This window comes from Mesorhizobium sp. M0854 (genome assembly GCF_040319815.1).
Taxonomy (GTDB): Bacteria; Pseudomonadota; Alphaproteobacteria; order Rhizobiales; family Rhizobiaceae; genus Mesorhizobium.
Map to the genome: position 1 here is coordinate 1 of NZ_JAMYOL010000055.1, position 13,035 is coordinate 13,035.

Sequence of the window (13,035 nt, forward strand, 5' to 3'; positions counted from 1 at the left end):
ACCACCGTGCCATGGCCGCTCGCCCCTCAGAGCAAGCCCCGTTCTCTCTCCAAAACTTTTTGCAGAACCTTCAGCACACTATCGCTTTAAAAGGGCAAGGCGCACCCCGTAGCATGATCCACGTTCCCTAAGAGAGGCGCCAACTACTCAGTTCATCAACTGACCTGATCGCCCAGGAGAATCGGTACCGGCTCCGGCGAAATTCGCGGATCAGGGATCGAGGGCTCGATAGCTAAGGCGTCAAATTCCTGTCAGACGTTCTCAAATCTGAGAATCGCTGCTATAATCAAATTTCGGGAATTCTATTCTCATATTTCGGACCCTCTCACCCCAACGCGAGTCATCAATGAGTTTAAACGTCAACTCGGATGGTCCATTGGATCGCGCATTTGCAATCCTTGATTTTGTGGCCACTCAACTCAAAGCAGTTACCGCGGCGGACATTGCCAAAAATCTCGACCTGCCCCTGCCAACAGCCCACAGATTGATCAGCAACCTTGAGTCCCGCGGACTGCTCCAGCGCGCGGCGGGTACAAAACGTTTCGTGGTCGGCAATAACCTGGTCGTGCTTGCCGGTAAGACGATTGGTTCAGCCTTTCGCACGGCGCGGCGCCACGCAGTTCTTCAGAATGTCGCAGCAGAAATCGGCGAGCAATGCGAGATTGGAATCGTGAGGAACAACGCTGTGGTCTATGTCGACAGCGTGCGGGTTAAGGCACCACAAGGACTACAATTTGATCCTGGGCATAGTGCGCCCCTATATTGTACATCCACTGGCAAAATTTACATGAGCGTGCTTCCTGTGAAGCCGCGTGAAAAGCTGGTTCGGTCTATGCACATGGAGCAGCATACTGACAGGACGATAACTGATCCCGATGCCCTTCTCGCTGTACTAGAGGAAACTCGAAGGGAAGGATGGGCTCGGACAAACGAAGAGTTCGTCAAAGGTGTGGTAGGTTGCGCTGTTCCGATTCTCGCCCCGGGCGGAACTTTGATTGCTTGTCTTGGTGTGTCCGTTCCAGTTGCCCGTGTCAGCTTTGAAGAGCTTCAAAGCTTCCGTGAGCCCTTGGTCCGAGCAGCAAAGTTGCTATCTGAGACGATACTGCAAACAAGCAGCGACTTTGTCGAAGAAGACATAAGTTAAAGCGAAGGTGCCGTAGCGGGAGTGGTTGGAATTGGGAGTTGGCGTAGTCTCCGGGGTGTTCAACCTCGAATCATCCGGCCTTGCAGCGCCGGACAGGAGGCTACGCCATGAAAGGACTACCATGAATGCCGACGCCGTTCATCCTGCGGATGAGGCGACGAGCTATCTTTTCGACAACTGGTTTGATCCGATCGAAGCTGGCCTGCGCGAGCGGGTGCGTGGCTTCATCGAGAGGATACTCGAGACCGAGCTGGAAGCAGTGCTTGCCCGTCCCCGGTATGGCCGGCAGCCAGCGGCGCGCAGTGATGCGACCACCAGTATCGCCGGCCACCGCCACGGCAGCCGGACGCGCACGTTGTCAGGGACCTTCGGCACCACCGAGATCACGGTTCCGCGGGGCGCGCCTCGATGCCGGCGACGACAAGACGGCGGAGTGGAAGAGCAAGGCCTTGTGCGCCCACCAGCGGCGCACGATGGCCGCCGACGCGTTGATCGCCTCTGTTTATCTCGCCGGCACGAACACCAGGCGCGTGCGGCGCGCGCTCGCCGCGCTGTTCCGCGGTGCGGTCGGCAAGGACGTCGTCAGCCGCACCTGGCGCAAGGTCAAGACGGATTGGGACGCCTGGAACGCCCGCTCGCTGGCTGACGAGCCGATCGTGCGCCTGATCCTCGACGGAACGGTGGTCCGTGTCAGGCTGGACCGGAAGGCGACCTCGATCTCGCTGCTCGTGGTCATCGGCGTGCGCGAGGACGGACAGAAGATCCTGCTTGCGGTCAAGAACATGGGCGGCGAGACGACCGAGGCCTGGCGGGCCATCCTTGACGGTCTCGTCCGGCGCGGCCTGCGCCGACCCGAGTTCCTCATCGTCGACGGCGCGCCCGGCCTGGACGGGGCAATTGCCGCGCTGTGGGACGGGGTGCCGGTGCAGAGATGCACAGTTCACAAGCACCGCAACCTGCTTGCCCATGCCCCGAGCGGCTGCACGAGGAGATCAGCGCCGATTACACCGACATGATCTACGCCGCCACGCCGGAGGAGATCGAAACCCGCCGCAAGGCGTTCATCCGCAAATGGCGGCTCAATGCCGCGCGGTGGCCGACAGCCTGGAGGAGGCCGGCGAGCGTCTCTTCGCCTTCACCCGGCTGCCGCCGAGCCAGTGGAAAAGCGCCAGAACTACAAACGCGATTGAGCGTCTGCATGAGGAGTTCAAGCGGCGTATCAAGACCCAGACCGTGCTGCCTTCGGCCGAAACGCGGCCATGCTTTTCTGGGCATTGATGGCGTCCGGCCAGATCTCGATGCGAAAGATCGACGGCTGGCAGACGCTTCCTACGAAGCCACTCGATCAGCAGATTGATCTCTGTCGATGCCGGCTCAATACTCCCCAGAAGTGCCGTTTGAATCTTCCCCAGTATAGCGCTGCCGCCGGTCTTCCGGAGCGCGCTCCGGGAGACCGGCGGCGCGTAATCGTTGATGCTTCTCCTGATGGTCGGGAGAGGGATTTCGGTGATCAAGATCGCGGGGAGATGATGATGATACTGGATTTGCATCGGCAGGGCCTGTCGGTGTCGGCGATCGCCAGGGAGAGCGGGATCGACCGCAAGACGGTGCGCAAATACATTGAGCGCGGGCTCGAGGCTCCGGCCTACGGACCGCGCAAGCCGCGTCAGGCGGTGATCGATCCCTTCACGGCCTATCTTCGCGAACGCGTCACGCGATATCCCGGACTCACCGGCAGCCGGCTTTTCCGGGAACTGAAGGACCTCGGCTATGGCGGCGGCTACACGGCCGTCACCGACTTCCTGCGCGACGTCCGTCCTGCCGCGGCGGAGCGTGGATACGAGGTTCGCTTCGAGACCCCGCCCGGCGAGCAGGCGCAGGTCGACTTCGCCCAGTTCAATGTCGTCTTTACCGATGAGCCGACCACGCCGAGAATCGTCTGGCTATTCTCCATGGTGCTTGGCTTCAGTCGCCTTATCTGGGCACGCTTCGTCGTCCACCAGGATCTGCCGACTGTCTTGCGCTGCCATGCTGGGGCTTTCGAGGCGCTGGGCGGCGCTCCTCGCGAAGTGCTTTACGACCGTATGAAGACGGCTGTGATCGGCGAAGGCGATACCGGCGGCACCGTCTACAACCGTGCCCTCGTCGATCTTGCCCGCCACTATGGTTTCCATCCCAAGGCCTGCCGGCCTTACCGCGCCAAAACAAAAGGCAAGGTCGAGCGACCGTTCCGCTACATTCGCGAGGACTTCTTCCTGGCCCGGTCCTTTCGCAACCTCGAAGACTTGAATGCGCAGTTGCGTCACTGGCTGGACACGGTCGCAAACCCGAGAGTTCACGCAACCACACGGCGTGTCGTCAACGAAGCTTTTGCCGAGGAGCGGGCAGCGCTCCGGCCGCTGCCGTTGGCTCCGTTCCGATCGGTCCTGAAGCTCGAGCGACGCATCAGCCGGGAGGGCATGGTTAGCGTTGGCGGCAATTTCTATAGCGTGCCCGACGCCACCAGGCGCCGTGTCGTCGAGGTGCACACTCTGGCCGAAGAGGTACGCATCTTCGAGGACGGCGCACTGATTGCCATCCATCCCATTCTAGAAGGTCGGCACCAGCGTCATGTCGAGCCCGGGCATCGCAACATCCACGTCCACAAGCGCCGACAAAGACTGAGGAACGACGAGGTCATCCTTCATGGCTCAGGCGACAGGGTCCCTCAGCGCCCGTTGGCCTTCTACGATGCCGTCGCCCGGGTGATGGCGAAGGAGCAGCGTCCATGACGAATGCGCTCGATACCACGCCATCCACAATCGAACGGATCCGCCACGATCTCGTCGGCCTGAAGATGCCACGAGCGCTCGAAGCGCTCGATCATATCGTGCGCCGGCTCGAGCAAGGCGAGATCGCCGCCCTCGAAGCCATGGACATCCTCCTTTCGGAAGAGTTGACCCTGCGCGAGAACAGCCGGATCAAGACGGCACTGCGCATGGGGCGTCTGGCCACGATCAAGACGCTCGCCGGCTTCGACTTCTCTTTCCAGCCCTCGCTCGACCGATTCGAATCTTCACGCTCGCCCAACTCGGCTTCGTCGCTCGCTGCGAGGTCGTCCACTTCCTCGGCCCACCCGGCACAGGCAAGAGCCATCTGGCCATCGCACTTGCCGTCGAGGCTGTGAAGGCTGGAAAGAGCGTCTATTTCTGCACGCTCGCCGAACTCATCGCCGCACTGCAAGGGCCGAACGCGAAGGCCGCCTGCAGGAACGCATCCGCTTCTTCTGCCGGCCTGCTCTGCTCGTTGTCGACGAGATCGGCTACCTGCCCGTCATCCACGGTGGCGGCAATCTGTTGTTCCAGCTCGTCAACGCCCGCTATGAGAAGGGCGCCATTATTCTCACCTCAAACCGCGGCTTCGCCGAATGGGGCGAGATCTTCGGCGATCCTGTCGTCGCAACCGCACTTCTCGATCGCCTGCTTCATCATGCGGTCGTCGTCCAGATCGAAGGATCGAGCTATCGGCTCCGACAACACGCCGAGCTCATGCCCGAACACCTGCGATCAAAAGCCTCCATCACGCCGCCGACGCTCAACGCACCATCACGACCGCGCGGCCGGCCGCCGAAAAATGGACACCCTTCCGCAACAGCCTGAGCGGCGAAACTGGGGAATTTTACTTCGGCACTTTTGGGGAAAATTCGAGCGGCATTGACAACCTCGCCGCAGGAACCGATAATCTCAATTTGCCGGAGGCTGCTCTGCCGAATTCCAACACGATCCGCTACGGCACCAAAGCGAAAAGCTGCAACCATGTCCTCACATGAGCTTTCGGAGGTATCTCAGTCACACCACGGGTTGTGCTCGGGGAAATCGATTGATCGAGGTAAGTGGTTTCTTGGCCGATAAACACGTGTGCCTTGAACAAAAATCCAAGATGATGGTGCCCCTTTCACCGGCCACCGCACATTTCTCTAGCGATCAGCACGCCTCAAACGTCCGCCCGCACTCTTTGCACTTGCTGCACGTCCCTCCTGTGCCGGCCCCCCCGGCGAGTGCCTTGAGCGGAAAGACGGCTGCGTCCTTGACCGTTTTGGTGACGATGTAGGTGAGATATCGGTCAATGCCGATCTCGCGCCCCAGTAAACCATCGACCAATCTCTGATAGGCATCGATGTCTCGCACGAGATCTTCAGCAGGTAGTCGACACCGCCTCCGACCGACCAACAGGTGACGATTTCAGGGGTGTTGCGTACGGCGCGCTCGAAATTGTCAAAGTTTGCCTGGCGATGGTTGGCCAGGGTGACCTCCATCATCACGGTAGTGAACGGCGCAACCGCGCGCAGTGATACGTGCGCATGGTAGCCGTCGATGCTTCCCGCCTTCTCCAGCTTGCGCAGGCGCATCCAACAGGGAGTTGGCGAGAGCCCGACCTTCTCCGCTAAAGCCAAATTGGTGATACGGCTGTCGCTTTGGAGTACCCATCCGGTCAAGCCCGGTGAAGCCTTCACCGGATGCGTCCGTCGGGTGTGTCGCATCTCCTACATAGTGTGTGGCCCAGTTCGCACCGCACTTCAGCTAAATATTTGATAATAATACTAAACGCCTTTTCCAAGGTCTTTTTTGCCAAGTTGGCACAACTTTTGAACCTTTCATTGCGCGTCGCCAAGCGATGCAAATCCAAGTGACCGGCATCGTTATGCTTCAGCGGTGCGGGCCTGCGAACGACAGCGCGCAAAGCAGCAGCTTCTACAACGATCAGCTAATGCAGCACAGTAAACGTGTGGCGACTGAGGACACAATGGAAATGACTGCAAAAGGCTGCGCCCTAACAGAGTCGAACGCTGGCAACCGCAATTTTCGAACGGTTCTCTGTGGCGCCGCTGCCTTTTCCGGATGCATCGAGAAAGTGCTCGAACTCAGCCCATCTTTCGACCAAGACGAATGGTGCCGCCAGAGCAGTTGTTCGGCCGGCTGAGCTAGCAGTATCACGTCTGACAGGCGACTTGTCTCTGGCGCAAACCGTAAGAACTAGGAAACATCGATGATCGATGACATGCCGCAACCCAACCTCCGGACATTCCAACTCCCTGGGAAACGAAAACCACTTGGAGTGGTGGGCGGAATGGGCAGCTTGGCAACCGCAAAATTCTTGGAGGTTCTGGCTCAAAAAAGTGAAGTGGAAAAAGATCAGGACCACATCCCCTATATTACTCTATCACTTCCTAATATCTCCGATCGTTCCCGCGCAATCACAATGGGCAGCGACGCGCCTTTGCGGCAAATTTTGGAACGCGCGCATTGGTTAGAGAAGGCTGGTTGCGGCGCTATTGCCATCCCCTGCAATACCGCACATTTTTGGGCCTCGGAGATTAGGTATGCGTTATCAATCGAACTTATCAATATGATAGAGCTCACACGAAAGTTTCTATATTGCACGACAGAAAAAGTCCACGACATCCGCACCGTTGTCCTAGGAACAAATGCAACTATGATGCAGCCCCTTTATCCCGGAACGAATACACATTGTTTCGGATATGACTTTTGGCAACAGATCATCGAATGGCGGGATTGCACTGCCGTAATTATTGCCGATGTAAAGGCGGGACACATCACAAGAGCGACGGAAACCTTAAAACAGCTTGTCCGTGGCGTAAGGTCACTCAATCCAGACGCAATTGTTCTTGGATGTAGCGAATTGTCAGCCATTTCTGGCGGCCTTGCGCCAGAAGAAAACGTTGTCGACCCAATTGGTATTCTCGCCGATGGGTGTATTCAATGGTGGAACGACAGCAAGATGTGATAACAGTTAACGTTTCTCTTTTAACCAACCCGCTAGGAGAAAACGATGTCAAGGATTATACTTGCAAATATCGGGTCCGACTCGATGGCGCCGCCAGCACCCCTGTTGTCGAACAAGTTTCTGCGAGCGAATGCTGCGTCAGCTAAAAGAATGATTTGGCTCGCTAAGGGCAACGACGTACTAATCACTCCGACGCCTGTCACGAAACCGTTTTTTGACTATGTTAACTCCCTAACGGGTAGAGGTAACATCGTTTCGATTCCTACCTCATCAACATTCGCTAAGCGCCCGCTGCCGATCTCGGAAAAGGACACAGAGCCCAGTAGTTATCTGTCCAAATCGCTGCGTGTGTTAAGCGCGGATCTCAACGTGTCGTGCCTGGAGCCGTATATCGTCGACCAAGTGTCTCTTTCCATTGCAAAATGTGTTGGGGACGTCCCCGTAACGTTCTCAGATCAGAAGGTGCGGGCAAGCCCCGAGGCAACTCGGCTTTTTAACGACAAGGCAGAATTCCGCGAGTTTGCCCCCAGACTTGGCGTGCCCATTGCCTATGGCAGTGTCTGTGTAAACACCCAGGAAATGGTGGATGCTGTGTGTAGAGCTCTGTCGGTTTCCGATAAGGCAATTCTTAAGGTAGCTCGTCATTCGGGTGGCGATGGCAACGTCGTCATCTCGAAGGGTATTGAAAGATCGTTCCAGGGCGCCATGCGTGCGATTTGTATTCATGAAGTTGACGCCGACTCAATACGTGCACGCATTAATGAGATAAGGTGGACTGCAACACGGGACCGACCAGTGGTTGTGGAAGTATATAGTGAGAACGAGCGTTCAATGGGCGTGCACTTCGACGTCCGTCAAGACAGAAGTGAGCTTGTCGGCGTGGCATCAATATTGCTGAATCCGGGATATGGAGGGGCATATTGGGGTAAATCGTTGATTGGCGATTTGCCGAACGATGTTCTATCCTGGTGTCAAAATCTTGGTGATTATGCCCGAGAGGTTGGGTGTTTTGGACCTCTCAGCATCGACGTAGTTAAAGCCACCGATGTTGGTTTTTTTGCATGTGAAGTAAATGGGCGGCACGGGGGCTTCTCTGCGGTCAGGGCCGTCATAAGTTCTGTGGGATTAGAGTCCGATATCGAAGACGGAGAGCGAGTTGCATTGTCGCGGAATGCAGTTTCTATCGGCGTGCGGTTTTCCGAGCTTGTCGATCTTCTTGAAAAGGGAAACCTTCACTACAATTGTTCTGCGAGGCGTGGAGCTATTGTGATGGGGGAAGGCTGCGAACATAGCGGTCCGTTTGACTTCGTGATAGTCGGGAGGGACCTGAGCGACGTTCAAGGCATAGAATGCCACCTCATCGAGTTGGCTACGGGCGGCTATTAAGTACTTTTTCGCCATAACGTTATAGATTGGGCGCAAAATGAGTGATGATTCATGCGCGGTAGATTGTGATGTTAGCAACCTCGTGCGCCTCGAGGAGCGTCGGCAATTAGATCAGATAAGCTTGGTTGCCTCCGAAAATTATTCCTCTCCTGCAATCAGAGCGTTTGAAGGAAGTATATTTGCCGACAAGAATGCGGAGGGCTACCCCGGTAAGCGGTGTGTCTCAGGTTGCGAATATGCGGACCAGCTTGAGATTTTGGCGATCGAGAGAGCAAAATCTGCTTTCGGCTGCGAACACGCTAACGTTCAGGCCATGAGTGCTACCATTGCGAATTTCGCGATAATGACCGAGCTTTTTCAGCCATCCGACAGACTAATGGCAATGCGGCTTCAGGACGGCGGTCACTTAAGTCACGGCGCCCCTTTTCATGCGAGCGGCCGAAATTTTCGATGGTGTTTCTACGGAGTTTCGAGGACCGATGAGCAATTGAATTACGATGAGGTGCGTTCAATTGCGCTGGAAAATCGACCTGCAGCAATCATCTGCGGAGGTTCATCATATCCGCGGTTGATTGATTATGAAAAAATGGATCAGATCGCACGAGAGGTTGGCGCGCTTCTTTGGGTGGATTTGGCACACACCGCAGGTCTCGTAGCCGGACGTGCAATCCCCTCTCCTTTCCCTTATGCCGACATAGTTACGACTTCCACACATAAAACCCTGCGAGGACCACGTGGCGGTGGATTAATCTTGTGCAAAAGTAGTTTCGCTCAACAAATTGACAGATCAATTTTTCCGGGCTTGCAAGGCGCTCCCAAAATGGACCTGATTGCAGCGCGGGCAGTTTTACTGGCGGAAGTCCAGACTTCCCGTTTTCAAGAGTATGCGAAAGCTGTTTTGTTGAATGCGAAGGCCTTGGAGCGCGGCCTAGTTTATGCGGGGGCTACACTTGTTTCTGGCGGCACTTCTTCGCATCTGCTGCTTCTTAATTTGTTGAGGTGCGGTGTGACTGGTAACGAGGTTGAAACCTCGCTGCTAGAAGCTCGGGTCGTCGCGAATAAAAATTCGATCCCATTCGACACGATCCCACCATCGAAGGCGGGTGGACTGAGAATCGGCAGTGCCGCACTGACAACGCGAGGGTTCGATGAAGCGCAATTTTTCGAACTCGGGGTAATGATTGCAAAGGTTATCACGTCGGCTAGTAACCATGCTAGAATTGCGGACTTGAGGTCGTTTGTTAAGCAAAACACACAGGGACTTCCTTTGTTTAACCGGAAGTGGGTGGTTGGTGGACGCGAAGCCGCTGAGTAGAACTGGTACCGTAGCGCGGCCCTCAGGCGATGTCCTGCCATGATTTAACGAATAACTTTAACAGGCTTCTCTGATTGGGGTCACTGAGGTCAAGCACTTGCTGATATTTTTCCGGACCATGTCGCCCCGCGTCACTCGCTTCTCTTCACGGTCGGCGCAGGGCCGCCGCATGATGTTGGGGTCGTCTAATCGCAGTGGCTGAGTCAAGTATCTTTGCATGCGTGAGACGCGTATGCCGGGTGCAGGGTCGTCTTCGCGGTCGACATCAGCCGCCGCATGATGGAGTTCGCGGGTGAACTTTCCAATGCGTCCAACGCGCTGTAAGCTAAGGGCTTGTTGGCGCAACCTAAAAACCGGAATAGTTCAACGGTGCTGGCGGTCGGCGTCATTGGTCGGTGGATGACCAGGCGCGGATCATCGCGGTGACGCTGGAGCCGAACGCAGTTATTTCCGAGGTCGCCCGGCGGTATAGTCTCAGGCCGCAGCAGGTCTTCGCCTGGCGCCGCGAAGCGCGCAAACAGGCCGCTTCGGTGCAGCAAGATTCTCCTGCCTTCGTGCCGGCGGTTGTGACGGCGGCGGAGCCTGTAGCCAGGCATCCAGCGAAGCAGCGGAAACGGCAAGCCACTCGAGACGCCGGCATGATCGAGCTTGAGATCGACGGCATCGCGATGCGCGTCGGCCGGGGCGCCGATACCAAGACGGTGGCCGCAGTGATCCGCGCGCTGAAGGCGACGTCGTGATCGGGCCGACGGGTGCGGTCAAGGTCATGGTGGCGACGAAGCCGGTCGACTTCCGCAAGGGCGCGGAGGGGCTGGCTGCGCTGGTGCGAGAGACGATGGGCGCGGATCCGTTCTTATGCGTCGGGCGAGATTATGTGGCGGAGCCGCCCTGACGCCCGTCAGGGCCGGCCAACCCAGCTTGCCTCCGCCACATAATATTTCGTGTCTCTCTCACGGGCGCGGGATTCCCCTGCGCCGCAATGTCGGAGGGGCAGGATGCTCGAGTTCTATTTTTCGTATCGTGGGGTGCTCAAGCGCCTGCGTAGCGGTGCGCTCGGTGGCGAGATGGATCGCATCGCGAAGCATTTTTTCACGCTTGGTTACAAGCGAGCGTCCGCCAAGATTTACCTGAGCCGCATAGCGCGCTTTAGCCAGTTTGCCGGGCCGCGCAGTGGTCCGATGCCGATCCGTCAAGATGTCATCGATAGCTATTTATGCACGTTTACTACGGATACTCCGCGCATTGGGGCAGGATCGGCGCTGGGACACGCACGGCGAGTGGCTCCTGAGCGTTTCATTGTTTCCGTTCCAAGTGTAGAGGATGATCCGGTTGCCCCACTTCTGGCTTCCTTTTCGGACTATCTGCGCAGGGTGCGGGGCCTGGAGCCGAAGACCCGCGAAGGCGTTCTTCTGGGCGGCCGCCGCTTTCTGGATTGGTTCCGCCATCACCATCCCGGCCAAGACCTCGAGGCGTTGACGGCTGAGCACGTCCTCGCCGCCGTTGAGCATCGGCTGTCGCTATCGGCGACCTCTGCCACCCGCACGGCGGCGATTTCTCACATCCGAACATTTCTTCGGTTTTTATGTTGGGCTGGCCACCATGAACAGGATCTCGCCCGCGTCGTCCCAAGGACGCCTCATTGGCGTTTGGCGCATTTGCCGCCGCGCCTTGCATGGGATGACGTTCGGCGCGCAATCGATGCGATCGGCGCAACGACGCCAGTCGACATCCGCGATCGAGCCGTCCTGTTGCTACTCGCCACCACGGGCATTCGCAACGGCGAGCTTCGCGCCATTCGGCTGCAGGATATCGACTGGCGTGCTGGCGAGGTTTTTGTCCGGCGCACCAAGGGCAAGCGTGATCGGGTGGCACCGCTCCTCGAGGAGACCGGCGCCACGCTCGCCGACTACATCCTGCGCGCTCGACCGAAGGTGGATAGTCCGTATCTGTTCCTGTCCTTCACGCCGCCCGTGGGACCGTTCAAGTGCGCGTCGCCTGTTTCGAGGATCGTGCGGAAGCGGTTGCGGCATGGCGGGGTCGAACTCGGGCGGGTCGCAGGTGCGCATCTCCTGCGCCACAGCCTTGCCACCCAACTCGTCAGGCAGTGAAGGCCCATCAACGAGGTCGCCGATCTTCTCGGGCACCGGAGCATCAACACAACGGCGCTGTACGCAAAGGTCGCGGCCTCGCAGCTCGCCGAGGTCGCACTCCCTTTTCCGGGAGGCGTCGCATGACCGGCTTCGTCCGTTTCCTCGGCGAGAAGGCCGAGCGTTACATCGAGCTGCGCCACTCGCTCGGCTACGCCTTCAGCAAGCAAGCCGGCACCTTGCGGGCTTTCGTCCGCTACGTTGAGCGCGCTCAGCTCGATGCGCCCGCCACCCGGACGATGGCGCTGGATTTCGCCTTGTCGTTCGGCGGCGCCAACAGCCGCGCCACCCGTCACGGCGTGCTTCGCCGATTTTACGAGTATCTCGCTGTCTATGACGTCCGAACCGAGGCCTTGGAGCGCAGAGCTTTCCCCAGATCCAGAGCGATTCCGCCTCCGCGTATTCTCAGCGAGGCTGAGTTGGCGTCGCTCATCCACGCATGCCATCGCATTTCGCCAGGCACCCCGCTCAGAGGGCGGACGATGGCGACGCTAATCGGGTTGTTGGCGAGCTCGGGGCTGCGATCGGGCGAAGTGGTCAGGCTTGACCGTCCCGACGTCGATCTGGCCAACGGGGTGCTCCTCGTTCGAAAGACGAAGTTCCGCAAGGACCGTCTCGTTCCAGTTCACACGACGACCCAGGCAGCGGAGGACGGCGAGTTCCGCTGGCCGAAAGTACATGACGGCATGATGCGGCTGACGGCCGCGCAGCTCTCGGCGCTACTCGAAGGGCTTGACTGGCGGCGGGTCCACGAGGCGCGCCGGACCCGCGTTCCAGCCCAGGCCGGCTGACCGCGACGAAGTGAATCAGCCTGGATTCCGCTGTCGCGGGCTGTCGGCGAATATGGTCTGATCCTGTAATGGCGATGACTGCTGACCAGCTTCCCGATGATCCGGACGCGCTGAAGGCGATGGTCCTGGCGCGCGACGTCGAGAACGCCCGCCTTCACCAGATCATCAAGGAATTGCAGAGCCACCGCTTCGGCCGTCGTGCCGAGACGCTCCCCGAGGATCAAGGGTATTGGTGCTGAAGTCGCTGCGGTTCTCTGGTCGGAGGGGCTCTTCCGCAGCTTCGATAATCGCCGCCAAGTCGCTGCCTATGCTGGCCTGGCGCCTACCCCTTGGCAGAGTGGCTCTGTAGATCATGAACAAGGTGTCGGGAAGGCGATAGTGATGGGGTTGTCTAATCGCCGCTGGGACGTCAAGCATGTAATTGCGTCGAGACGACGCTGCCGGGTGCATGGTTGTCTTCGCGGTCGA

The 13,035-nt window shown here is 58.2% G+C and carries 9 protein-coding genes and 7 pseudogenes; 15 read left to right on the forward strand and 1 reads right to left on the reverse strand.

Features of this window, described 5'->3' with window-relative positions:
* Positions 1-346 precede the first annotated feature (346 nt).
* The 5 genes and pseudogenes from NKH99_RS31975 to NKH99_RS31995 all read left to right on the forward strand — a co-directional run bounded on the left by NKH99_RS31975 (position 347) and on the right by NKH99_RS31995 (position 4,782).
* Positions 347-1,144, forward strand: a complete 798-nt coding sequence (locus tag NKH99_RS31975; RefSeq protein WP_353017838.1) for an IclR family transcriptional regulator — start codon at positions 347-349, stop codon at positions 1,142-1,144.
* 121 nt (positions 1,145-1,265) lie between these two features.
* Positions 1,266-2,505: pseudogene (locus tag NKH99_RS31980) on the forward strand (IS256 family transposase); the annotation flags it as partial.
* Between the two features lie 165 nt (positions 2,506-2,670).
* Positions 2,671-3,915: an IS21 family transposase gene (gene istA / locus NKH99_RS31985; RefSeq protein ID WP_353017853.1), complete on the forward strand. Its 1,245-nt coding sequence runs from the start codon at positions 2,671-2,673 to the stop codon at positions 3,913-3,915.
* Positions 3,912-4,310 (forward strand): ATP-binding protein, encoded by a 399-nt coding sequence (locus NKH99_RS31990; protein WP_353017839.1) that lies wholly within the window; start codon positions 3,912-3,914, stop codon positions 4,308-4,310. The genes istA and NKH99_RS31990 overlap by 4 nt, the downstream gene beginning before the upstream one ends.
* Positions 4,196-4,782, forward strand: a pseudogene (locus NKH99_RS31995) (ATP-binding protein). The gene NKH99_RS31990 and the pseudogene NKH99_RS31995 overlap by 115 nt, the downstream one beginning before the upstream one ends.
* A gap of 324 nt (positions 4,783-5,106) precedes the next feature.
* On the opposite strand, the pseudogene NKH99_RS32000 reads toward NKH99_RS31995, so the two are convergent.
* Positions 5,107-5,663 (reverse strand): annotated as a pseudogene (locus tag NKH99_RS32000) (Lrp/AsnC family transcriptional regulator).
* Positions 5,664-5,809: 146 nt separating this feature from the next.
* Between NKH99_RS32000 and NKH99_RS32005 the strand changes: the two are divergent.
* From NKH99_RS32005 to NKH99_RS32050, 10 genes and pseudogenes are all read left to right on the forward strand, one after another.
* Positions 5,810-6,103, forward strand: a complete 294-nt coding sequence (locus NKH99_RS32005) for a hypothetical protein (protein ID WP_353017841.1) — start codon at positions 5,810-5,812, stop codon at positions 6,101-6,103.
* 66 nt (positions 6,104-6,169) lie between these two features.
* The gene (locus tag NKH99_RS32010; protein WP_353017843.1) at positions 6,170-6,928 is read left to right on the forward strand and encodes an aspartate/glutamate racemase family protein; all 759 of its coding nucleotides are present in this window, start codon (positions 6,170-6,172) and stop codon (positions 6,926-6,928) included.
* Positions 6,929-6,973: 45 nt separating this feature from the next.
* Positions 6,974-8,314 carry a preATP grasp domain-containing protein gene (locus NKH99_RS32015; RefSeq protein ID WP_353017845.1) on the forward strand — a complete coding sequence of 447 codons (1,341 nt, stop codon included), beginning with the start codon at positions 6,974-6,976 and terminating at the stop codon, positions 8,312-8,314.
* A gap of 37 nt (positions 8,315-8,351) precedes the next feature.
* Positions 8,352-9,629 (forward strand): serine hydroxymethyltransferase, encoded by a 1,278-nt coding sequence (glyA, locus tag NKH99_RS32020; protein ID WP_353017847.1) that lies wholly within the window; start codon positions 8,352-8,354, stop codon positions 9,627-9,629.
* 389 nt (positions 9,630-10,018) lie between these two features.
* Positions 10,019-10,369: pseudogene (gene tnpA / locus NKH99_RS32025) on the forward strand (IS66-like element accessory protein TnpA); the annotation flags it as partial.
* A pseudogene (tnpB, locus tag NKH99_RS32030) lies at positions 10,366-10,482 on the forward strand (IS66 family insertion sequence element accessory protein TnpB); the annotation flags it as partial. The pseudogenes tnpA and tnpB, both read left to right, overlap by 4 nt.
* Before the next feature lie 142 nt (positions 10,483-10,624).
* Positions 10,625-11,737 carry a tyrosine-type recombinase/integrase gene (locus NKH99_RS32035; RefSeq protein WP_353017849.1) on the forward strand — a complete coding sequence of 371 codons (1,113 nt, stop codon included), beginning with the start codon at positions 10,625-10,627 and terminating at the stop codon, positions 11,735-11,737.
* Between the two features lie 122 nt (positions 11,738-11,859).
* Positions 11,860-12,567, forward strand: a complete 708-nt coding sequence (locus NKH99_RS32040) for a tyrosine-type recombinase/integrase (RefSeq protein ID WP_353017851.1) — start codon at positions 11,860-11,862, stop codon at positions 12,565-12,567.
* 68 nt (positions 12,568-12,635) lie between these two features.
* A pseudogene (locus tag NKH99_RS32045) lies at positions 12,636-12,791 on the forward strand (IS66 family transposase); the annotation flags it as partial.
* Positions 12,787-12,942: pseudogene (locus NKH99_RS32050) on the forward strand (transposase); the annotation flags it as partial. The pseudogenes NKH99_RS32045 and NKH99_RS32050, both read left to right, overlap by 5 nt.
* Positions 12,943-13,035: the final 93 nt, after the last annotated feature.

Excerpts from the sequence above, each read along its gene's own strand:
- NKH99_RS31975 (WP_353017838.1), top strand. The coding sequence starts at position 347 with ATGAGTTTAAACGTCAACTCGGATGGTCCATTGGATCGCGCATTTGCA.
- istA (WP_353017853.1), top strand. The coding sequence starts at position 2,671 with ATGATGATGATACTGGATTTGCATCGGCAGGGCCTGTCGGTGTCGGCG.
- NKH99_RS31990 (WP_353017839.1), top strand. The coding sequence starts at position 3,912 with ATGACGAATGCGCTCGATACCACGCCATCCACAATCGAACGGATCCGC.
- NKH99_RS32010 (WP_353017843.1), top strand. The coding sequence starts at position 6,170 with ATGATCGATGACATGCCGCAACCCAACCTCCGGACATTCCAACTCCCT.
- NKH99_RS32015 (WP_353017845.1), top strand. The coding sequence starts at position 6,974 with ATGTCAAGGATTATACTTGCAAATATCGGGTCCGACTCGATGGCGCCG.
- glyA (WP_353017847.1), top strand. The coding sequence starts at position 8,352 with ATGAGTGATGATTCATGCGCGGTAGATTGTGATGTTAGCAACCTCGTG.
- NKH99_RS32035 (WP_353017849.1), top strand. The coding sequence starts at position 10,625 with ATGCTCGAGTTCTATTTTTCGTATCGTGGGGTGCTCAAGCGCCTGCGT.
- NKH99_RS32040 (WP_353017851.1), top strand. The coding sequence starts at position 11,860 with ATGACCGGCTTCGTCCGTTTCCTCGGCGAGAAGGCCGAGCGTTACATC.